A 20,857-nucleotide genomic window follows, 5' to 3' on the forward strand; every position below is an offset into this window, starting at 1 on the left:
CGCTTTCCTGCACAAGGTGAGCGAAGGTTCTCACCTCACGCGCCCGGCAGGTTTTCCTTGAACTTGCCGTACGCCATGAGCTTGTCGAAACGACGCGCACGGACATCGAGTGCGTTCATGCCGTGGAACTGGCGCAGCGTATCGGCCAACGCACGGCGCAGCAATGCGGCCATGCCTTTCGGATCGCGATGCGCGCCGCCAAGCGGCTCGTTGACGATCTTGTCGATCAGCCCCAGCGCCTTCAACCGGTGCGCAGTCAATCCCAGCGCTTCGGCCGCTTCGGGCGCTTTCGCCGCGCTTTTCCACAAGATGGACGCGCAGCCTTCAGGTGAAATCACCGAATACGTTGAAAATTGCAGCATCAATACGCTATCCGCCACGGCAATCGCCAGCGCGCCGCCGGAGCCGCCTTCGCCAATGATGGTAGCGATAATTGGCGTTTTCAGTTCAGCCATCACGTACAGGTTGCGGCCGATTGCTTCCGACTGGCCGCGCTCTTCGGCGCCAATTCCGGGGTACGCGCCGGGTGTATCGATAAACGTGAAGATCGGAAGGCCGAACTTCTCCGCCAGACGCATCAGGCGCTCAGCCTTGCGATACCCCTCAGGGCGCGGCATACCGAAATTGCGCGCTGCGCGCTCTTTCGTGTCGCGCCCCTTCTGCTGTCCGATCACCATGCAGGCCTGACCGTTGAACCGCGCCAGACCACCGACGATGGCCAGGTCGTCGGCATACGAACGGTCGCCGTGCAGTTCGTGGAAATCGGTGAAGAGTTCGTTCACATAGTCGAGGGTATACGGGCGCTGTGGATGGCGCGCGATCTGAGAAACCTGCCACGGAGTCAGGTTCGCGTACAAGTCTTTGGTGAGTTGCTGGCTCTTCTTCGACAGCCGCTCGATTTCTTCCGAAATATCGACAGCGGAATCGTCCTGAACGAAGCGCAATTCTTCGATCTTCGCTTCGAGTTCAGCGATCGGCTGTTCGAAATCCAGAAAAGTGGTCTTCATATGTTCGAATCCTAGAGCATCGGGCAGCGCGTATTCTAACCGCGCCGGCCTCACTAAATTTCGGGTCGAAACTATCGATTATAGGATATTGATAGCGTGACGACCGTGGGCGCGCACGTCAGTGGTCGGCTGGCACCGGATAGAGGCTGCGCCACATATACCAGGTCGCGACGGTTCGCCACGGCTCCCAGTTGGCCGCGACTTCGCGTGCTTCGCTGCGCGTGACGGGTTCACCGCTGAAATAGTTGACGCTGATGGCCTGAATCAGGCCCAGGTCGTCGAGCGGCAGGACATCGGGGCGCGACAGGTTGAAGATCAGGAACATTTCCGCCGTCCACCGCCCGATACCGCGGATCTGCGTCAATTCAGCGATCACCGCTTCGTCTTCCATTGACGTCCAACTGTCGACGTGCAGTGCGCCCGACACGAAATGCTGCGCGACATCGAGAATGTATTCGGACTTTCTCTTCGATAAGCCGCACGACTGCAGCTTCGCCGGCCCCACCCTGATGAACTGTTGCGGCGCGAGCGTGGGACATGCGCCTTCCACGCGCTTCCAGATGGCTTGCGCGGAGGCCACCGAAATCTGCTGACCGACAACGGAACGCGCCAGTGTAGTGAACGGATCGTCGCGATTCACCAGATGCACCGGGCCGAACTTCGGAATGAGCTTCTTAAGAATCCGGTCGCGCTTGACGAGATCCGCGCACGCCTTGTCCCAATACTCGGGACGTGCCGCTTCGGGTGAAAGCCCAGGTGTCTGCACCGGCACCGTCTTCGCAGCGACAGCTTTATCGGTCGTGATCGCGCGCGATTTGCGGACGATTTCGCCATCGGCCTGCGGGTCGCGCACGAGCGCTTGCGCGGCGTCAGCAGTGACATCGGCTTCGGTGGCTTTCACGTCGAGTGCCTTCGCGCCCTCGCCGTTCCCTTTCTTGAGCGATGTCCTGGACACGGCCGCACGCGCCGTCTTGCGCGCGCGCACGGTGCCGTTGGGTGCTGGCGCGTCATCATGCGCGGCGCCATTGGCGACCCGTCTCTTCAATGCCGCCTTGACCGGCACATCGTCAGCCGTACCATTGAGCCGCTTGCCCAAGGGTTTGGACGCCGTCGCCGTCTTCACTTTTGCACGCCGCGCGACCGTCGTTTCGGTCGCTGCGGTACTTCCGGACGCGGCTCGTTTAGCCGGCGTCTTTCTGGCCGTTGCCATCATGCCTCCTGCCTGGTGAGTCGATCAGAGAATACGAAAGACGTTCAACTGCGACGCCATTCGGTCGACCCACCCGGTTTGTCTTCAAGTGCAATTCCGGCTTCGAGCAACTCAGCGCGAATCCGGTCTGCTTCGGCATAGTTCTTCGCCTGCTTCGCAGCAACGCGAGCAGCGATCTTCGTCTCGATATCGAGAGGCGTGAGGCCGACCGCGCCTTCCTCGCCGTTATTCCTGCTACTGCCCGGCGCATCCTGAAGGAACGCGCGCGGCTCGCGCTGCAACAAGCCGAGCACGCCGCCAAGCGCTTTCAACTGCCGCGCAAGTACCGCGTCCTGCGAGCGATTCACTTCGCTTGCCAGCTCGAACAGCACCGCAATCGCGACAGGCGTATTGAAGTCGTCGTTCATGGCGGCCTGGAAACGTTGCGCATGCACTTCGTTCCAGTCGAGCGGGTCCGTGTCCGGGCTCACGTCTTTCAATGCGGTGTACAAGCGCGTGAGCGCCCCACGTGCATCGTCTATATGAACGTCGCTGTAATTGAGCGGCGACCGATAGTGTGCCCGCGCAATAAAAAAGCGCACGACTTCCGCATCGAATTTTTCAAGCACTTCGCGAATGGTGAAGAAGTTGCCAAGCGACTTCGACATCTTTTCGCTGTCGATCTGCACAAAGCCGTTATGCATCCAGTAGTTCACGAACTGAACGCCGGTTGCCGCCTCGCTCTGCGCAATTTCATTCTCATGGTGCGGAAACTGCAGGTCCTGGCCGCCACCGTGGATGTCGAAGCGATCGCCCAGAAGCGTGCATCCCATAGCAGAACACTCGATGTGCCAGCCCGGCCGCCCACGCCCCCAGGCGGAGTCCCAGCCCGTATCAGGCGGTTCTCCCTCTTTCGCCCGCTTCCACAATACGAAGTCGAGCGGGTCCTGCTTCGCATCGTTGGAGGCCACGCGCTCGCCCGCGCGCAGGTCTTCGATCGACTTGCCGGACAGTTTGCCGTAGCCCTCGAACTTGCGCACGGCGTAGTTCACGTCGCCATCGCTCGCCTGATACGCGTAACCGTTGTTCACGAGCGTCTCGATCATGCCGAGCATCTGCGGCACGAAATCGGTCGCGCGCGGTTCATGGTCGGGACGCTCGACACCCAGGGCGTCGAGATCGTCGTACATGGCCTGGATGAACCGCGCGGTCAGCGCCTTGATCGGCTCGCCGTTTTCCACGGCGCGGCGAATGATCTTGTCGTCGATGTCCGTGATGTTGCGCACGTATGTCACGTCGTAACCAATCGTGCGGAGCCACCGCTGGACAATGTCGAACACGATCATCATGCGCGCGTGCCCGACGTGACAGTAGTCGTACACCGTGATTCCGCAGACATACATGCGCACTTCTCCGGCACGGAGCGGCACAAAAGGTTGCTTGTCACGCGCGAGCGTGTTGTAGATGCGCAATGAGTTCATAAACGATGGTGCGTGGGCCGGGACATCCGAATGTTTCGATTGCCGGCCGATTTGGCGAGCATGCTGCGTAATCATAGATTCCACAGTTTCCACAGATTCGTCAGCGCGCCTTGGCGTTGCTGCGAGTCACACAAGTGCCTGCACAAAACGTGCGAACCACACGGTCGGCACCGAGACGATCATGCTACAGGTAGCCGTCGACCAGCGACAAGAACTAGAACGACAGCTTGACCGGCAACAACATAATGACGAACGCATAAGGACGAAGACATGTTCGGCTGGAAACCGGAACGATGGGAACCCGATGGCGACCGGATGAGAAACCCGGGAACCAGGATCGCAGCACCGCAACAACACCCCGGTCATGCGAATCGAAACGGAGGCGGCCGCGAGTGGCGTAAAGACTGTCCTGACGTTCGTCGGAACGTTGCGGACGTTTTGTTAGAATGGGCCGGAGTATAACATTCAGAAACGAGCCTATGAAACCTTCAAGCCGCCGCGTACCAAGCGTTGCCAAGCTCGCGGCGACCGCACTTGCAACCGCCGCCACCATCGTATTCGGAGTTGGCGCAACGTTGTGGCCGACCATGCCGGCACTTGCGCAAGTCTCCACCGCCACCGCCGATGACACGCCCGCCATCGACGCCGCCATTGCGCAGAAGCAATGGCCGAGCGCGCTCGCGCAACTGGACGCGCGCCTCAAGACGAATCCGCGCGACGTGCAGGCGAAATTCAAGCGCGCCACCGTGCTGGCTCGCCTGAATCGCGACGACGAAGCCATTACTGCGTTCACGGAGCTCACGCAAACGTATCCGGAGTTGCCGGAGCCGTACAACAACCTTGCCGCGCTCTACGCAAAGAAAGGCCGCTACGACGAAGCACGCGTCGCGCTCGAAACCGCCACGAAGGCAAATCCGAGTTATGCGCTCGCGTACGAGAATCTCGGCGACCTGTATCTGCGGCTCGCAAGCGAATCGTACAAGCGCGCTCAGACGCTGGGATCGAGAAGCCCGCTGACCGCGCAGCGCGTGAACAGCATTCAGCAGATCGTCTCGCCGCCGCCGCGACGTCGTCCGGAAGCGGCCGCTGCTGCAGCCGCGGCGGCGGCTTCCGGCGCATCGGGCGTTTCCTCGGCGTCGTCAACGTCAGCGGCTTCCGCGCCGGTGGCGTCGTCGGGAACATCGAGCAACAGCGACTGGAGCGGCCCGAATACCGGCACAACCGGCTCGTCTTCGTCCTCGACCGACATGTCCGCCCCGCTCTATTCGCCTTTCGGTGGACCGAGCGTGCCGCTCTCGAACACGCCTTACTTCGCACCTTCCGCGAAACCGTGATCCGGCCTGTACGGACTTCCAGGCCGCGAGGTCTGAAAACCCGTACGAGCCATCACACGATGCAGCTCCAACCAGAGGATCGATTGCTCATGAAAAGTTTGTTGTTGGCGCTCGGCAGCGCCGCACTTATCGCCCAGGCGCCTGCTTTTGCCCAGTCGTCACCGGCAGCCGCGCATCCGAACGTGCTGCTCAAGACATCGCAAGGCGACATCAAGGTCGAGCTTTATCCTGAGAAGGCGCCCAAGAGCGTCGCCAACTTTCTCGACTACGTGAAGTCCGGGCAGTACAACGGCACGATTTTTCATCGTGTGATTCCGGGCTTCATGATCCAGGGCGGCGGGTACACCACGAGCTTTGCTGAGAAGCCCACGCGCGCGCCCATTCCGCTCGAAAGCAAGAACGGCTTGAAGAACAGCACCGGCACCCTCGCGATGGCCCGTACGAGCGATCCGAATTCGGCCACGTCGCAGTTCTTCATCAATACCGTCGACAACACCGGCCTCGATTACCCCAACGGCGACGGCAACGGTTATGCCGTATTCGGCAAGGTGATCTCGGGCATGGACGTGGTCAAGAAGATCGAAGCCACACCCACCACCACGCGCGGACCCATGGGCGATGTGCCGCAATCGAATGTCGTGATCGAGTCGGCGAGCGTGGTCGGCAAGTAAAAGCAGTAGCGGCAGGCATACGCCGTGCGCGTCGCGTAATGCTCCATCAACTCTTGAACAGGAAAGGAATTCATCATGGTCGAACTCCATACGAATCACGGCATCATCAAGATCGAACTGAACGCCGAGAAGGCGCCGAAGTCAGTCGAGAATTTCTTGAACTACGTGAAGAAAGGCCACTACGACAACACCGTGTTCCATCGCGTGATCGACGGCTTCATGATCCAGGGCGGCGGCTTCGAACCGGGCATGAAGCAAAAGCCGACGGACGCGCCCATTGACAACGAAGCCAACAATGGCCTGAAAAACGAAGTCGGTTCGGTCGCCATGGCGCGCACCAACGATCCGCATTCGGCGACCGCGCAATTCTTCATCAACGTGGGCGACAACGAGTTCCTGAACCACTCTGCGCCGACGTCGCAAGGCTGGGGTTACGCGGTGTTCGGCAAGGTCGTGGACGGCATGGACATTGTCGACAAGATCCGCAAGGTGAAGACCGGCTCGAAGGGCTTTCATCAGGACGTGCCGGCGGATGACGTCGTAATCGAGAAGGCTGTCGTCGTTGGTGAATGACTGACTTGACGCACGGTGTGATCGATTCATTGGAAACAGCGGGCGCGAAAGCTACAGCGCGCCCGCTGTTTTTCATTTCCGATCTCCATTTGAGCGACGCCATTCCACATACCGTGGCAGCGTTCGAACATTTCATGGAAGTGACGGCGAACGACGCCGACTCGGTGTTCATCCTCGGCGACCTGTTCGAATTCTGGGTTGGAGACGACGTGCTGGATCCATCCGTTCCCGGTCCGCGCGCTGCATTTGCAAGGCGCATGACGGCGCTGCTGCACACGTTGTCCGAGCGTGGCATCGGCTTGTATGTGATGCACGGCAATCGCGATTTCCTGCTCGGCAAGCGCTTCATGCGCGCGGCCGGCGCGATGCCGTTGCCCGATCCGTTCGTGATCACCGCGTTCGGAACACGCATCGTGATCGCGCATGGCGACGCGCTGTGCACCGACGACCCCGCGTACCAGCGTTTTCGACGCTTCGCGCGAAACCCGGTCGCGCAGCGGATGTTCCTGAGCTTGCCGCTAAAGCTGCGTTTATCGATTGCGGAGCGCATGCGCTCGACCAGCGAAGATGGACGGATGCGTCCCGCGCAAGCCAAATATGACGTGACCCGGGAAGCCGTGGCGCAACTGTTCGCGAACACGGGCACGCACACGATGATTCACGGCCACACGCATCTGCCCGCGCGGCATCGTGAAAACGATGGCGTCCGGTGGGTCATACCGGATTGGGAACTCGATCATGGCGAGCCACGCGGCGGTTATTTGCGCGTGGACGCCAACGGAATTCGGGCGCTGCCGCTGGAAGCAAGCGTCTAACGGCGCGCGGCTTCGCCTTTCATGACATCGGACAGCCGCTTCAGGTCGATGAACGCGGCGTTCTCCACGCCACTGATCGCATCGATGCGCGTACCCAGCTTTTCCAGCGCCGCAACGATCTCATCCACGCGATGCGTTTGCGTCGATGCATGATCGATCAGGCCGTGGATCGCGAGCGATACGGGATCATCGGCGTTCGGCGTAATGCCATAGGCGCAAAAAGCCGGGCGCTCAGGCGCGCAGTCCTTTTGAGCGGGCCTTGCGGCCGCGGGCATGACCACGCGCGCGGGATTGCCCACTGCCGTGGCGCCTGCCGGAACGGGTTTCACCACCACCGCGTTCGAACCTATCTTTGCCTGCGCGCCGACCGTGAATGCGCCGAGCACTTTTGCACCCGCGCCGACGATCACGCCTTGTTCGAGCGTCGGATGCCGCTTGGCCCCGCGCGCGAGCGACGTGCCGCCAAGCGTGACGCCCTGGTAGATCGTGCAGTCGTCGCCGATCACCGCTGTTTCCCCGATCACGACGCCCATGCCATGATCGATGAACACGCGCCGCCCAAGCGTCGCGCCCGGATGAATTTCGATGCCCGTCATGAATCGCGCGAACTGCGAGACGAAGCGTCCGAGCCAGCGCGCGCCCGACATCCACGACGCATGGGCAATCCGGTGCAGGACGATCGCGTGAAAACCCGGATAACACGTCGCGACTTCCCAACCGCTGCGGGCGGCGGGATCGCGCTCGCGGATGGCGGCAATGTCTTCGCGAAGTCGGTTGAACATGGCGGTGGCTCGGTCAGTGATCTGCGGGGGTTTATCGCGAACGTGCGCGGCCGTTCGGCTCAGCACGAATTCGGGAATCGATAGCTTGCTTTTGCAGATTGTAGGACGAGCCGCCGGGGCGCGCTTTTATGCCCACGCTGGCAAAGCGGTCAGCAATTCGCTACCGCTTGATCCGCAAAAGAATGTGCTTGGCAATTCCGCGCAGGATATTGACTTCCTCGTGCTCCAGGCCCGAGCGCGAAAAGAGGCGTCTCAACCGCGACATCAGCTTCTTCGGATTGGCTGGATCAAGAAAATCGAGCGCAACGAGCGCCTGCTCGAGATGCCCGTACATGCCTTCGATCTCGTCGATCGGCGCGCTCGCCGTGGTGCTCGCAGCAGAAGTGGCGCACGTTGCCGGCGTTGCCGCGGCCCGGTCGAGCAACGCAAGCCGCAACTCATAGGCCAGAACCTGGACCGCCTGCGCCAGATTGAGCGAGCTATACGCCGGGTTGGCCGGAATATGGGCAAGCGCGCTGCATCGCTCGACATCCGCATTCGATAGCCCCACGCGTTCATTGCCAAATACGAGCGCAATCGCGCCGCCGCCCTCACCCTGCTCGCACGCTTTCTGCACGGCCGCGCGCGGAGCCATCTGCGGCGGTCCGTATTCCCGCGTGCGGGCCGTGAGCGCGATGGACCAATGAACGCCGCTAAGTGCATCGGCGAGTGTTTCGACTACTTGCGCCGATGCCAGCACGTCGTCAGCGCCGGAAGCCATTGCGATGGCTTCCGGCTCGCGTGTGACGAACGGGATTTTCGGCGCGACCACGATCAGCCGTGAAAATCCCATGGTCTTGAGCGCGCGCGCCGCCGCGCCGACATTGCCCGGATGGCTCGGCTCGACAAGCACGAAACGGGTCGATGCGAATGTATCGACGGGTTGATCGGAAGGTCGGGCCGGGGAAAGGTTCGTGTTCAAGAGGGTAAACGCTTGCAAAAGAGAACGGGAAAACGTCATGGTATCGCCACAACGCATTTGGGACGACCTCGGATACCGCCGGATGCGGTCACATTTATTCGAAACGCTCCCGACCCGCGCGCTGGCCAACTCGGGTAAAATACGCCGTTCGCACGCGCTTTTTGCTGCAATTTGCGGGTTTTCAACCAGAATCGCGGTTTGAAAAAGGCACGTGCATCGCTCTTCTTCAATTCGTTGCCGTCAATACACGTCATGCACGTGTATTTTTGCCCGCCGGTTGGGCATGTTCCGCTCGGGGTTCCGGCTTCACGCGCACTGCGTGGAGCGCAGCCGCCGGGCAAAGGACTCTATTCATGCATCCAATGCTCAATATTGCTGTCAAGGCCGCCCGCCGCGCCGGACAGATCATCAACCGCGCGTCGCTCGACCTTGACCGGATCGAGGTCAGCAAGAAGCAGCACAACGACTTCGTGACGGAAGTCGACAAGGCTTCGGAAGCCGCGATCATCGAGACATTGACGACCGCTTATCCGAAGCACTCCATTCTTGCCGAAGAATCGGGCGAAATGGACAAAAACTCCGAGTTCCAGTGGATCATCGATCCGCTCGACGGCACGACCAACTTCATTCACGGCTTCCAGTACTACTGCGTCTCCATTGCGCTCGTCCACAAGGGCATCATCACGCAGGCAGTCGTCTACGATCCCACCCGCAACGACCTGTTCACCGCCTCGCGCGGCTCCGGCGCTTACCTGAACGAGCGGCGTATTCGCGTGGGCAAGCTGGATCGTCTCGCCGATGCCCTCGTTGGCACGGGTTTCCCGTTTCGTAATGGTGACGGACTCGACGCATACGGTAAGCTCTTCAAGGAGATGACCGAAGCGTGCGCCGGACTGCGACGCCCGGGTGCGGCCGCGCTGGATCTGGCAAACGTGGCGGCGGGCCGCCTCGACGCATTCTTCGAACAAGGTATCAGCGCATGGGACGTGGCCGCAGGCAGCTTGCTGATCACCGAAGCTGGCGGACTGGTCGGCAACTACACGGGCGAGTCGGACTTCCTGCACAAGAGCGAGATCGTCGCGGCAAACCCGAAGGTCTATGCGCAAATGATCAAGATCCTTGATCCGTTCACCACCACGCGAACCAACGTGTAACGGTTGAGAAACAAAGGCGGCTGCGGCCGCCTTTCTCGTTAGCGCAGGGAATTCTGTCGGCGTACAGGCAATGAGGTTTGCTCCCCGGTTCGCCGACGTTCCTGCGCGCGGCGGCCGGCTCCGCTAAAGTGTCCCGTTCGGCCGCTCGCGGCACTCCCTCCTCTTTTGCTGCCGCCCTGCCCGCCACATGAAAAAAGGCTTTTATACGATCATAGCCGCGCAGTTCGTGTCGTCGCTTGCCGACAACGCGCTGCTCATTGCCGCCATCGCAATGCTTTCGGTGATGCATTCCGCGTCATGGGTCACGCCGCTGCTGCAAATTTTCTTCACGATATCGTATGTACTGCTCGCGCCGTTCGTGGGCGCGTTCGCCGACTCCATGCAAAAGCGCCACGTCATGTTCATCTCGAACGCGCTGAAGGCTGGAGGCTGCGCGCTGATGATCCTCGGCGTGCATCCGATGATCGCGTACGGGGTCGTCGGTCTCGGTGCGGCCGCCTATTCACCCGCCAAATACGGCATCCTCACCGAACTTCTGCCGCCCGAGAAGCTTATCCCGGCCAACGCGTGGCTGGAATCGGCGACTGTGGGTTCGACCATTCTCGGGACGGTGATCGGCGGGGCGCTGGTCAGCCAGTATGTCGGGCATATCGTCAGCGCGGCGCATCTCGTGCTGATCCGCTCGGCCGCCGACGCCGCCATGTTCGCGGTCATGGTGGTGTATGCGCTCGCCGCCGTGATCAATATCGGCATTCCCGATACCGGCGCGCGGTATCGGAACCGGCTGAAGGAGCCATCGAAACTCGTCGGCGATTTCACGCATGCGTTCAAGGTCTTGTGGGGCGACAAGCTCGCGCAGATTGCGTTGTGGGTGACCACGTTGCTCTGGGGCGCCGCCGTGACGCTGCAACTGCTCGTCCTCAAATGGGCTGACGCGAACCTGGGCCTGTCATTATCGAAAGCGGCCGTGCTGCAAGGCGTGACGGGCCTGGGCATTGCGATCGGCGCGGGCGCGGCGGCGGCGTGGGTGCCGTTGCGCAGTTCGCTCAAGGTGCTGCCGGTGGGACTGGTGACCGGCGCAGTCGCCATCTGCATGGCGTTCTACAACAAGGACCTGTTCCCGGCCGGTTCCGGTGTACACATTGGGCCGCTGTTCGCGCCGCTCTATATCCTTGGTGCATACCCGCTGATGATCCTGCTTGGCGCGTTGTCGGGCTTTTTTATCGTACCAATGAATGCGATCCTGCAGCATCGTGGCGCGACGCTTTTGTCCGCGGGAGCGTCGATCGCCGTGCAGAACTTCAACCAGAACCTTGCGGTTTTATCGATGCTCGGCGCTTACGCACTCTTGCTCACGACACGATTACCAGTGGAATGGATCATCGTGGTCTTCGGCGTCTTTATTTGCCTGATGATGGGACTGGCAATGCGGCGGCACGCTCGCAACGAGCGCACAGTGGACCTTGGCTCACTGGTCGAAGAGTGATAAAACGCAAGGTGCGGGAACGATATGTGCTGAATGCTCTGTTCGATTGCCTAAAAGCCGCGCAGCGGGATGCGCGGACCGAAACAAACCAGGGATACGTCAAAGGAGCTGCAAATGGGTCTGTTTACACGTTCTACACTCGATAGCAACATCAATGACGCCGCCAAAGTCGGCCGACGTGCTGTGCGTGGCGCAAGCGACGTGGTCGATTCGGCCAGCACGCAGCTGCGTGGATTGCTCGACGAGCTCGACAGTTCGATCCGCGATGCGAAAGACGTCAATGTGGACCAGTTGCGCAAGGATTTGCAGGCGAAGCTGAAGGCGGCACGGTCGCAGTTCGACGGCTCGTCCTCGGCGATTGCGGAGCGTCTGAACGACGCCGCCGGTTACGCCGACGAGTTCGTCCATGAAAAGCCGTGGCATACGCTGGGCGCGGTCGCGGGTCTGGCGCTGCTGGTCGGTTTCCTGGCGGGACGTTCGTAAAAGCAGAGGCCAAATCGAGGAAAAAACGCCGGCTTGCCGGCGTTTTTGCGTAAACGCGATGAGAACGTCTTGACGCGACGGCAGATCTGGCCAGCGAACGCTCGTGACGAGCGAACGAATGTCTTCGTTAGCCACCTGGTCAGGGGTTCGTCCCGCCCCCGACGCGGTACACTCGTGCCCTTGGACATTCGCAAAATCACGCAATCACGATGGGCACTCAAACCTCCGTTTCCTCCTCGGCACACGACTCGCATCGCATCGGCCCCGACTCCGCTGCGACGGTCGACCTGTCGCATCACACGCCAATGATGCAACAGTACTTGCGCATAAAAGCGGAGCATCCGGGTACGCTCGTGTTCTATCGCATGGGCGACTTCTACGAGCTGTTTTTCGACGACGCCGTAAAAGCCTCACGCCTGCTGGACCTGACCCTGACCCAGCGCGGTGCATCCGGCGGCAACCCGATCAGGATGGCCGGCATCCCGCATCACTCGTGCGAGCAGTATCTGGCGAAACTCGTGAAGCTGGGTGAATCGGTCGCCATTTGCGAGCAGATCGGCGATCCGGCGACATCGAAGGGACCGGTCGAGCGCAAGGTCGTGCGCGTGGTAACGCCCGGCACGCTGACGGACGCCGCCCTCCTTTCCGACAAGAACGACGTCTTCCTGCTGGCGCTGTGTCCCACGCACAACCGTCGTGGTGTAGTGACGAGCGTCGGGCTCGCGTGGCTTAATCTTGCGAGCGGTGCGTTGCGTCTTGCCGAAGTCGCACCGGACCAGTTGAGCGCCGCGCTCGAACGCATCCGGCCAGCCGAGACGCTGATGGCCGATTCCTTTTCGGAAGCGAACGCGCCGTTCCAGGTACCGAACATTGGCGCGACCACGCGCGTGCCCGCGTGGCATTTCGATATCAATTCCGGTATCCAGCGCCTGTGCGAGCAACTCGATGTCGCGGGTCTCGACGGTTTCGGCGCCCATTCACTGACGTGTGCATGCGGGGCAGCCGGCGCGTTGCTGTTATACGCCGCCGCGACACAAGGTCAGCAACTGCGGCACGTCCGTAGCCTGAAGGTCGAGTACGAGTCAGAGTACATCGGACTGGACCCCGCCACGCGACGCAATCTCGAATTGACCGAGACGCTGCGCGGCACGGAATCGCCGACGCTGTGTTCTCTGCTCGATACCTGCTGCACGACCATGGGCAGCCGTTTGCTGCGTCACTGGCTGCATCATCCGCCGCGCGATTCGGCCATCGCACAGGCACGGCAGCGTGCAATCGGCGCATTGCTCGACGCACCTCCCAACGCGAGCCTCGACGGACTGCGCGCGGCGCTGCGCCAGATTTCGGATATCGAACGAATCACGGGCAGGCTTGCGCTGCTGTCGGCGCGGCCGCGTGATCTCTCGAGCCTGCGCGATACGTTTGCGGCCCTGCCGCAACTGCGCGAACGGCTTGCTCCGGTCAAGATTCATGCAGAACGGCTTGATCATATCGATACCTCGCTCGAGCCGCCGCCGGAATGTCTCGAACTGCTGACTCGCGCAATCGCCCGCGAACCCGCCGTTTTGATTCGCGACGGCGGCGTGATCGCACGCGGTTATGACGCTGACCTCGACGAATTGCGCGACATTTCGGAGAACTGCGACCAGTTCCTGATCGACCTGGAAACGCGTGAGCGCGCACGTACGGGCATTGCGAACCTGCGCGTCGAATACAACAAGGTGCATGGCTTCTACATTGAAGTCACGCGCGGCCAGACGGACAAGGTCCCGGACGATTACCGGCGCCGCCAGACGCTCAAGAACGCCGAGCGTTACATCACGCCAGAACTGAAGACTTTCGAGGACAAGGCGCTGTCCGCGCAAGACCGTGCGCTTGCCCGGGAGCGCATGCTTTACGACGCGCTGCTGCAAACGCTGCTGCCGCATATCGGCGATTGCCAGCGCGTGGCCGCGGCGCTCGCTGAACTGGACCTGCTGAGCGCATTCGCCGAACGCGCGCTTGCGCTCGACTGGGTCGCACCAGACTTTGCAAACGACTCCGGAATCGATATTGAACAGGGCCGTCATCCGGTCGTCGAAGCGCAGGTCGAGCAGTTCATCGCCAACGATTGTTGCCTGCACACCGAGCGCAAGCTGTTGCTGATCACCGGCCCGAACATGGGCGGTAAATCGACGTTCATGCGCCAGACGGCGTTGATCGCGCTGCTCGCTTATGTCGGCAGTTATGTGCCGGCGAAACGTGCGAGCTTTGGTCCCGTCGACCGGATCTTTACGCGCATTGGCGCGGCCGACGACCTCGCGGGCGGACGTTCGACCTTCATGGTCGAGATGACCGAAGCCGCGGCCATTCTCAACGACGCAACACCCTCGAGTCTCGTGCTGATGGACGAGATTGGCCGCGGCACGTCCACCTTCGACGGCCTCGCGCTCGCCTGGGCAATTGCGCGGCATCTTCTCTCGCACAACGGTTGCCACACGTTGTTCGCCACGCATTACTTTGAGTTGACACAGTTGCCAGCCGAGTTTGCGCATGCCGCGAACGTGCATCTCTCGGCGGTCGAGCACGATCACGGCATTGTGTTCTTGCACGCGGTCAACGAGGGGCCGGCGAACCAGAGTTACGGCTTGCAAGTGGCGCAACTCGCCGGCGTCCCGCCAGCGGTGATCAAGGCTGCCAGAAAGCATCTGGCGCATCTGGAGCAGCAGTCCATTGGACAGGCTTCGCCGCAATTCGACTTGTTCGCACCGCCGCCTTTGGATCTCGCCAGCCACGCCGATCTCACTGAGGCCGAGGCGTGCGATGAGCCAGCGGCGCTTCATCCGGCGCTCGACCGGCTCCGCGCAATCGATCCTAACGACGTGCGCCCGCGCGACGCACTCGATCTGCTGTACGAACTACATGAGCTGGCGTCGCACGCTCCGGATGCATCTCGATAACTGCGGGGTTCGCGCTCAGTGGCTTCGCACGCGGCATATGTCGCGTACGTTCATCGCCGCTCGTGTGGTCGTTTGCATCGCTGCTATCGGGGCAGCTGTGGCATCGCAGTCCGCGCATGCCGAAGCCCAGCCCATGAGCTTCGCGATTGCCTCGAACGTGCTCGACAAACCGGGCGGCGAAACCGCGCTGCAACAGATGCTCGATGCGATCGGACGCGAGCGAAATACATCGTTCGTGGTCTACGACGGCAATCTCAAGAGCGAAGCGGAGCCCTGCCGGGACGCCTTGTACAACGCGCGCCAACAAGTCTTCGATAGCTCGCGCAAACCCGTCATCCTGCTGCCTGGCGGCAACGACTGGGCATCGTGCAATCTGCCCCGGGCAGGCAGTTACGATCCGGTCGAACGGCTCGACTTTATCCGCCAGTTGTTCTTTGGCGATTCGAATTCCCTCGGCCAGACGCCCATGAGCGTGATCCGCGAAAGTGACGTCGCACGCTTTCGCCCCTTCCGGGAAAATGTCCGATGGCAGGCGAACGGGATTGCGTTCATAGGCTTGAACGCGCCCTCACCGAACAATCATTATTTGACTGCCGGCGGACGCAACGGCGAGTTCGAGGATCGCTCGGTCGCCAATGCTTTCTGGATCGAACACGCAGTTGAAAACGCGCGTCGCGCCGACATGCACGCAGTCGTGGTGATCCTTCAAGGCGACCCGGATTTCGCACGATACGAACGGCGCGATCGTTTCGCGTGGTTGCGCTTTTCCCGGGGCGACACCACACGCGATGGTTTTCTCGAACTCAAGCGCAGCCTGGTAAAAGCCGCCGAGTCGTTTCGTGGTCCGATGATCGTGATTCACGGCTCCGACACGCCTCTTCCCAAAGGCTTTCGTATCGATCAGCCCTTGCGCAATGACAAGGGCGCCGTGATAACGAATCTGACACGTATAGCAATCGGGTTGAAAAACCCGCACTCGCAATGGCTTGAGGTAGAGTCCGATCTGAATTGGCGACCACCCTTTCGCGTTCGTGTGCGCGACGTGATCTTCCGGCCGAATACGCAGGCTCCGGCAACCGTCCAGGGTGCAAGCCAGGCGTCGACTCCGGCTGTGTCGTCTTTTCCAGCCGTAGAGGACGGTGCGCCGGGACCATCATCGTTTTTTCAGCAAATGCAACCTGTCCAGCCTGCGCAACCCCTGCAGCAACATCCGTCAGTTGCACCGAACAATGACAACCCGGCGTCCAACGCCGCACCTCAGGTTCCGCCCCTGCTGACTCCCGCTACTCCAGCGCCGGCTTTGCCTCCAATCCTGAGCGTGCCTTCGAATGCGGCGACGCCAGCAAGCAGCACATCCAATCCAGGCGGCGCGCAATGAAACAAAGGCGCAGCAACATGCCTGCGCCTTGTTCTATTCCGCACTTTACCGACGAGACCAGCGCCTCAATGCAAGGTGGGACCCGCGTCCTTGCCGGGTTCTTCGTCGTCCTCGTCGAGGACTTCGAGACCGTCCAGGCCGTGCGCATGCTGATGCTCTTTTTCGTCTTCGGTGGCTTCACGCACTTCCTGCACGTTCAATGCAAAGCGCAACGCCATGCCGGCAAGCGGATGATTGCCGTCGAGCACGACTTTATCTTCCGCGACGTCGGTGACCGTATAGATCAGCGAATCGAGTTCGTCCTCGCCATCTTCCGGCGTTCCTTCGAACTGCATGCCGACTTCGAGCGGCTCAGGAAAACGGCCACGTTCCTCTACCTTGACGAGGTCAGGATCGTACTCGCCGAACGCATCTTGCGGTTCGAGCTGCAATTGCGTCTGATAGCCGGCTTCCTGACCGTCGAGCGCTTCCTCGATCTTGGGGAACGTGCCATCATAGCCGCCGTGCAGATAGACCATCGGCTCGTCGCTTTCCTCGATCAGGTTGCCATGTGCGTCAGAGAGCTTATAGGCGACTGATACGACGGTGTCTTTTGCGATTTTCATTGGATTCTCCAAGATACAAGCCTCAATTATACGATGCCAGCGCGGTCCCCTAACGTTCCCTCAAGTCCTTTCGCGGTGCCGCTTCCCGACGAACCTGCAACCCTTCTTGGCGGCCTCACGCCCGCCCAGTTCATGCGCCGGCACTGGCAGAAAAAGCCGCTGCTGATCCGTCAGGCGATTCCCGGCATTCAAGCGCCCTTGTCCCGCGACGAACTGTTCGAACTCGCCGACAACGACGACGCCGAATCGCGCCTGATCACCCATTTTCGTCAATCCTGGGCAATGGAGCACGGCCCGTTCGCACCGGATGAATTGCCATCCGTAAAAAAGCGTGACTGGACATTACTCGTGCAAGGGGTGAACCTGCACGACGACCGCGCCCGCGCGCTGCTGGACCGCTTCCGCTTCATTCCCGACGCGCGCCTTGACGACCTCATGATTTCTTACGCGACCAACGGGGGCGGCGTTGGCGCGCATTTCGATTCCTACGATGTCTTCCTGCTCCAGGTTCATGGCAAACGGCGCTGGCGCTTTGGTGCGCAGCGCGATCTTTCGCTAAAAGAGGGATTGCCATTGAAAGTTTTACAGCACTTCGAAGCGACCGAAGAATGGGTGCTGGAACCCGGAGACATGCTGTATTTGCCGCCCCATATTGCTCACGACGGCGTGGCCGAGGGCGAATGCATGACGTGCTCCATCGGCTTTCGGGCGCCGTCCGCCGCCGAACTGTCCGGGCAGTTCCTGTATCACCTGGCCGAGCGCATGGAAGACGTGACCGGCTTGCGTGGCAAGAGCGAACAACGTTACCGGGATCCGTCGCAACCAGCCGTGGTCAACCCCGCCCTATTGCCGCCGCTGCTCGTGGAGCGGGTAGGCGCGATCCTTGCGGATATTCAATGGAATGAAAAAGACGTTGCCGATTTTCTCGGGAGTTATCTGAGTGAACCGAAGGCGAATGTCGTATTTGATCCGCCGCAGCGCCCGTTGAATGAAAAACGGTTTATCGAGCGTGCGAAGCAGTCCGGTTTGAAGCTCGATAAAAAAACCGTGCTGCTTTATGACAAGCACGCTTATTTTCTGAATGGCGAACGCGCATTAATGTCGCCGAAAGCCAGAAAATGGCTGCCGGAACTGGCCGACAAGCGATATCTGGAGGGGAAACGGTTTGTAACACTCTCTGGGGATTCGTCAATGACAGTGCTACTGCACGAGTGGTATTGTGCGGGCTGGATACAAGTCGACGCAGACGCCTAGTGTTGTTTGAGCTGTCTTGCTGTTCCACGCTTTAAAAATGTATGAGAAAGACAACGTATTGTCCCCGCTTTGATCGACGGTCGATACGAAAGTGCATATAATTTCCGCCCAAGCCGTAGGAAGTCTCACAACCATACATAATGTGAGTCCACAACGGCCCGGGTCGGTGTTGGAGCACACATTACCGGTACTTTGCGCTGTTGCTTACCTTTAACCATAAAAGGACGTGATCATGAAGAAATCTCTCCTCGTAGCATCCCTGTTGGCTGCTGTTGCTCTTGCTGCATGCAACAAGTCTAGCGATACGGCTGCTCCGGGCGCTGCTAGCGATACGTCGGCTGCTTCGGCACCGGCTGCTGCTGCTTCGGACGCTGCGGCTTCCGCAACGGACGCAGCATCGAGCGCTACGGCTGCTGCAAGCGACGCAGCTTCGGCTGCTGCAACGGCATCGGACGCTGCTGCTCCGGCTGCTGCCGCTTCGGGCGCGAGCCAGTAAGCAACACAGTCAGAGGCCTAGTTTCCTGCTCTTGGCGGTACACATCCAGCAGGAAACGAAGCCTCAGCAGTAAGCCCACAAGGACGATTTTGTAGGCTTACGAAAAAACCGGCCCTCGGGCCGGTTTTTTTATGTCTGCTGGATTGATGAGATCACGCGCTGCATAGGGGCTGGATCAGGTGCATCAGGCGCTATAAACGAACGGGCGTCAAAGGGAGAGCCAGTCGAAGCCATCAGCCTGTGTAGCGACCATCACATCGGCTGCCGTGGCGCCAAGGACCGCTGCAAGCGCCGCCTGCGCCAGTTCGGGCAGGTTGTTCTGCTGGCTCAAATGCGCGGCGACCAGATGCCGCAGCTTCGATCGATCCAGCGACGCAAGGATGGCGGCCGCCGCATCGTTATTCAAATGCCCGTGCATGCCGCCAATGCGGGCTTTCAGAGACGCCGGATACCGGCTCGTCGCCAGCATCTCCACGTCGTGATTGGATTCGAGCACCAACGCATCGCAACCGCTCAGCGTGCTGGTGATGTGCGGCGTGGCAACGCCCACATCCGTCAGGACGCCCAACCGGCTTGCGCCGTCGGAAAACACGTACTGAAGCGGTTCGCGCGCGTCGTGGGGCACGGTGTAGGGCAATATGTGCAGGTTGCCCACCGCGACGCTCTCGTCGCCCCAGACAACGTGCAGATCGACCGGCGCGTCGTCGGCGCCTACCGCGCGCGCCGTGCCCCAACTCATGTGCAGCGGAATGGACCATTTGCGCGCCAGCGTCAGCGCGCCGCCAATGTGATCCGTGTGCTCATGCGTGATGAAAATGGCGTCGATCTGATCGGCGCGAAGCTCGAGCCGCGCAAGGCGCCGCTCGACCTCCCTGGCGGAGAAACCACAATCCAGCAGCACGCGCGTGGTGGTCGTGCCGCTCGTCGACTCGACCAGCAGCGCGTTGCCTTCACTACCGCTGCCAAGACTGGCAAAACGCATTGGCAATACGCCTAGTTCAACTGCGCGTGCAACAACGCGACGATTCGTTGCGCGTCGGTGGAGGTATCGACCTGACCGTTCGCATCGACCACGGCTATCTGCGTTACGGTATCCGCCTTTGGACGCACATTCACCATGAATTCGCGCGAGGGCTTCGGCGTCCCGCCGCTAAACAACTTGCCGAGCAGCCCTTCCTTCTTCAATTCCGCCATGGAGTCGGAGAAACGCACGTAGTACACACCTTTTTCGCGGTCCCGGTTGTCCACGGTGAAGTTCGTGCGGTCGAGCGCCAGACCCACTCGCAACCATGCGCGATCAAATGGCTCGGAGATATCGAGCGTGGACGTGCCGCCCGTTTGATCCAGCGCGACCGCCGGCTCGGCCGGGCGTGCGTCGGTCAGCAGTTGCTTGGCCTGGTCGTCGGTGAGACCGAACTTTTGCATCAGCTTCGCGAGGAACGCGGCTTCGAGCGCCGGGTTGCGCGGCCGCTCTTCCCATTTCGACGACGTCTTGTCCTGTCCGGTCAGCACTTCTTCCATTGCGCTGTGGCTGATCGAAATATCCGTGGAGTTGTTCGAACCACGCTCCACCAGCGTTCGGAACTGGTCGCGCGTACCCGACGAATACGCAAAGTCGATCAGCTTGCCCACGCTTTTCCTGAACCAGTCGTCCGGAATGTTGGCACGGTTTTCCGCCCAGTCCGTCGACATGATGCCGGTGGCAGGCGCATCGGTCTTGAGCGTGAAGCCGTTTTCTTCCCAAAACTCCTGCAATTGCGGCCAGAGCTGGTCGGGCGAACGGCCGTCGACTACCAGCCACCTGCGGTCGCCATCGCGTTCCACGTGCATGCCGAACGGATCCTGTGGCGTCGGCAAACCAACCGTCGCGTTGCCTGCCGGCGTCAGCGAACGGGGCGCGGCGCCGCCAAGCGAATTCAGCTTGGGCGGGGCAGCGTAACGCTGGCTGATGTCGGCTGTAGTCAGATCCGACGGCACCGCCAGCGCAGGCGCGGTTTCAGCGCCCTTGTAGTTCACACGGTCCGGCGCGAGCCAGTCGTTCAGGGTGTCACAGCCGGCAAGCGAGATCAGCGTGCCGATTCCAAGCGACAGCACACCCAGGCTGCGAGCGTTATTAAATAAGGCGGAACGTTTCATGAGGTCCTTCGTGATGCTGAATGCGCGTTGCCTGGAAGCTAAGCCGGGAACGGGTCGATGAACGACGGGTTGATGACACTCGCTGGCTGGCCGAACGGTAGCGCGGCCGGGAT

At 60.8% G+C, this 20,857-nt stretch carries 19 protein-coding genes; 11 read left to right on the top strand and 8 right to left on the bottom strand.

Annotated elements, in window-relative coordinates:
- Nucleotides 1-35: 35 nt before the first annotated feature.
- From AWB64_RS01555 to cysS, 3 genes are all read right to left on the bottom strand, one after another.
- Nucleotides 36-1,007, bottom strand: coding sequence for an acetyl-CoA carboxylase carboxyltransferase subunit alpha (locus AWB64_RS01555; protein WP_060816859.1), 972 nt, complete (start codon nt 1,005-1,007; stop codon nt 36-38).
- Nucleotides 1,008-1,125: 118 nt separating this feature from the next.
- A complete protein-coding gene (locus tag AWB64_RS01560) occupies nt 1,126-2,217 on the bottom strand; it encodes a DNA-3-methyladenine glycosylase family protein (RefSeq protein WP_060816860.1) in 1,092 nt (363 codons plus the stop codon).
- A 44-nt stretch (nt 2,218-2,261) separates the two neighbouring features.
- A complete protein-coding gene (gene cysS / locus AWB64_RS01565; protein ID WP_060817162.1) occupies nt 2,262-3,677 on the bottom strand; it encodes a cysteine--tRNA ligase in 1,416 nt (471 codons plus the stop codon).
- A gap of 479 nt (nt 3,678-4,156) precedes the next feature.
- Between cysS and AWB64_RS01570 the strand changes: the two genes are divergently transcribed.
- From AWB64_RS01570 to AWB64_RS01585, 4 genes are all read left to right on the top strand, one after another.
- Complete coding sequence (locus AWB64_RS01570) at nt 4,157-5,011, top strand: tetratricopeptide repeat protein (RefSeq protein ID WP_060816861.1); 855 nt, start codon at nt 4,157-4,159, stop codon at nt 5,009-5,011.
- Nucleotides 5,012-5,100: 89 nt separating this feature from the next.
- Nucleotides 5,101-5,682, top strand: a complete 582-nt coding sequence (locus AWB64_RS01575; RefSeq protein WP_060816862.1) for a peptidylprolyl isomerase — start codon at nt 5,101-5,103, stop codon at nt 5,680-5,682.
- Between the two features lie 75 nt (nt 5,683-5,757).
- Nucleotides 5,758-6,255 carry a peptidylprolyl isomerase gene (locus AWB64_RS01580; RefSeq protein ID WP_060816863.1) on the top strand — a complete coding sequence of 166 codons (498 nt, stop codon included), beginning with the start codon at nt 5,758-5,760 and terminating at the stop codon, nt 6,253-6,255.
- Nucleotides 6,252-7,070 carry a UDP-2,3-diacylglucosamine diphosphatase gene (locus tag AWB64_RS01585; protein WP_060816864.1) on the top strand — a complete coding sequence of 273 codons (819 nt, stop codon included), beginning with the start codon at nt 6,252-6,254 and terminating at the stop codon, nt 7,068-7,070. Before AWB64_RS01580 ends, AWB64_RS01585 begins: the two co-directional genes overlap by 4 nt.
- Here AWB64_RS01585 and cysE read toward each other — a convergent pair.
- Together cysE and AWB64_RS01595 are read right to left on the bottom strand one after the other, a co-directional pair.
- Nucleotides 7,067-7,852 (bottom strand): serine O-acetyltransferase, encoded by a 786-nt coding sequence (gene cysE, locus AWB64_RS01590; protein ID WP_060816865.1) that lies wholly within the window; start codon nt 7,850-7,852, stop codon nt 7,067-7,069. The two genes, AWB64_RS01585 and cysE, sit on opposite strands and share 4 nt — an antisense overlap.
- A 160-nt stretch (nt 7,853-8,012) precedes the next feature.
- Nucleotides 8,013-8,813, bottom strand: a complete 801-nt coding sequence (locus AWB64_RS01595) for an RNA methyltransferase (protein WP_374728595.1) — start codon at nt 8,811-8,813, stop codon at nt 8,013-8,015.
- Between the two features lie 353 nt (nt 8,814-9,166).
- Between AWB64_RS01595 and AWB64_RS01600 the strand changes: the two genes are divergently transcribed.
- From AWB64_RS01600 to AWB64_RS01620, 5 genes are all read left to right on the top strand, one after another.
- The gene (locus tag AWB64_RS01600; RefSeq protein ID WP_060816867.1) at nt 9,167-9,967 is read left to right on the top strand and encodes an inositol monophosphatase family protein; all 801 of its coding nucleotides are present in this window, start codon (nt 9,167-9,169) and stop codon (nt 9,965-9,967) included.
- A gap of 187 nt (nt 9,968-10,154) precedes the next feature.
- A complete protein-coding gene (lplT, locus tag AWB64_RS01605) occupies nt 10,155-11,453 on the top strand; it encodes a lysophospholipid transporter LplT (RefSeq protein WP_060816868.1) in 1,299 nt (432 codons plus the stop codon).
- Nucleotides 11,454-11,567: 114 nt separating this feature from the next.
- Entirely contained in the window at nt 11,568-11,936 is a 369-nt protein-coding gene (locus AWB64_RS01610; RefSeq protein WP_060816869.1) for an ElaB/YgaM/YqjD family protein, read from the top strand.
- A 305-nt stretch (nt 11,937-12,241) separates the two neighbouring features.
- Nucleotides 12,242-14,875, top strand: coding sequence for a DNA mismatch repair protein MutS (gene mutS, locus AWB64_RS01615; protein ID WP_374728599.1), 2,634 nt, complete (start codon nt 12,242-12,244; stop codon nt 14,873-14,875).
- Nucleotides 14,838-16,253: a hypothetical protein gene (locus tag AWB64_RS01620; protein ID WP_082850331.1), complete on the top strand. Its 1,416-nt coding sequence runs from the start codon at nt 14,838-14,840 to the stop codon at nt 16,251-16,253. Before mutS ends, AWB64_RS01620 begins: the two co-directional genes overlap by 38 nt.
- Nucleotides 16,254-16,318: 65 nt before the next feature.
- On the opposite strand, the gene AWB64_RS01625 is transcribed toward AWB64_RS01620, so the two are convergent.
- Complete coding sequence (locus AWB64_RS01625) at nt 16,319-16,858, bottom strand: FKBP-type peptidyl-prolyl cis-trans isomerase (protein WP_060816871.1); 540 nt, start codon at nt 16,856-16,858, stop codon at nt 16,319-16,321.
- A 33-nt stretch (nt 16,859-16,891) separates the two neighbouring features.
- On the opposite strand from AWB64_RS01625, the gene AWB64_RS01630 reads away from it, so the two are divergent.
- On the top strand, nt 16,892-18,112 hold the full coding sequence (locus tag AWB64_RS01630) for a cupin domain-containing protein (protein ID WP_060816872.1): 1,221 nt from the start codon (nt 16,892-16,894) through the stop codon (nt 18,110-18,112).
- A gap of 232 nt (nt 18,113-18,344) precedes the next feature.
- The gene (locus AWB64_RS30700; RefSeq protein ID WP_075360448.1) at nt 18,345-18,608 is read left to right on the top strand and encodes a hypothetical protein; all 264 of its coding nucleotides are present in this window, start codon (nt 18,345-18,347) and stop codon (nt 18,606-18,608) included.
- Between the two features lie 208 nt (nt 18,609-18,816).
- Here the strand turns inward: AWB64_RS30700 and AWB64_RS01635 are convergent, their stop codons facing one another.
- The gene (locus tag AWB64_RS01635) at nt 18,817-19,590 is read right to left on the bottom strand and encodes an MBL fold metallo-hydrolase (RefSeq protein ID WP_060816873.1); all 774 of its coding nucleotides are present in this window, start codon (nt 19,588-19,590) and stop codon (nt 18,817-18,819) included.
- 11 nt (nt 19,591-19,601) lie between these two features.
- A complete protein-coding gene (gene bamC / locus AWB64_RS01640) occupies nt 19,602-20,744 on the bottom strand; it encodes an NlpB/DapX family lipoprotein (protein WP_060816874.1) in 1,143 nt (380 codons plus the stop codon).
- Nucleotides 20,745-20,857 lie beyond the last annotated feature (113 nt).

The sequence above is a fragment of the Caballeronia sordidicola genome (genome assembly GCF_001544455.2).
GTDB lineage: Bacteria > Pseudomonadota > Gammaproteobacteria > Burkholderiales > Burkholderiaceae > Caballeronia > Caballeronia sordidicola.

Bases quoted from the DNA above. Each gene is read 5' to 3' on its own strand.
- AWB64_RS01585 (WP_060816864.1), top strand. From the start codon at position 6,252: ATGACTGACTTGACGCACGGTGTGATCGATTCATTGGAAACAGCGGGC.
- AWB64_RS01560 (WP_060816860.1), bottom strand. From the start codon at position 2,217: ATGGCAACGGCCAGAAAGACGCCGGCTAAACGAGCCGCGTCCGGAAGT.
- AWB64_RS30700 (WP_075360448.1), top strand. From the start codon at position 18,345: ATGAAGAAATCTCTCCTCGTAGCATCCCTGTTGGCTGCTGTTGCTCTT.
- cysS (WP_060817162.1), bottom strand. From the start codon at position 3,677: ATGAACTCATTGCGCATCTACAACACGCTCGCGCGTGACAAGCAACCT.
- AWB64_RS01630 (WP_060816872.1), top strand. From the start codon at position 16,892: ATGCCAGCGCGGTCCCCTAACGTTCCCTCAAGTCCTTTCGCGGTGCCG.
- AWB64_RS01625 (WP_060816871.1), bottom strand. From the start codon at position 16,858: ATGAAAATCGCAAAAGACACCGTCGTATCAGTCGCCTATAAGCTCTCT.
- AWB64_RS01600 (WP_060816867.1), top strand. From the start codon at position 9,167: ATGCATCCAATGCTCAATATTGCTGTCAAGGCCGCCCGCCGCGCCGGA.
- AWB64_RS01620 (WP_082850331.1), top strand. From the start codon at position 14,838: ATGAGCTGGCGTCGCACGCTCCGGATGCATCTCGATAACTGCGGGGTT.
- bamC (WP_060816874.1), bottom strand. From the start codon at position 20,744: ATGAAACGTTCCGCCTTATTTAATAACGCTCGCAGCCTGGGTGTGCTG.
- cysE (WP_060816865.1), bottom strand. From the start codon at position 7,852: ATGTTCAACCGACTTCGCGAAGACATTGCCGCCATCCGCGAGCGCGAT.
- AWB64_RS01575 (WP_060816862.1), top strand. From the start codon at position 5,101: ATGAAAAGTTTGTTGTTGGCGCTCGGCAGCGCCGCACTTATCGCCCAG.
- AWB64_RS01635 (WP_060816873.1), bottom strand. From the start codon at position 19,590: ATGCGTTTTGCCAGTCTTGGCAGCGGTAGTGAAGGCAACGCGCTGCTG.
- AWB64_RS01610 (WP_060816869.1), top strand. From the start codon at position 11,568: ATGGGTCTGTTTACACGTTCTACACTCGATAGCAACATCAATGACGCC.
- lplT (WP_060816868.1), top strand. From the start codon at position 10,155: ATGAAAAAAGGCTTTTATACGATCATAGCCGCGCAGTTCGTGTCGTCG.
- AWB64_RS01570 (WP_060816861.1), top strand. From the start codon at position 4,157: ATGAAACCTTCAAGCCGCCGCGTACCAAGCGTTGCCAAGCTCGCGGCG.
- AWB64_RS01580 (WP_060816863.1), top strand. From the start codon at position 5,758: ATGGTCGAACTCCATACGAATCACGGCATCATCAAGATCGAACTGAAC.
- mutS (WP_374728599.1), top strand. From the start codon at position 12,242: ATGATGCAACAGTACTTGCGCATAAAAGCGGAGCATCCGGGTACGCTC.
- AWB64_RS01555 (WP_060816859.1), bottom strand. From the start codon at position 1,007: ATGAAGACCACTTTTCTGGATTTCGAACAGCCGATCGCTGAACTCGAA.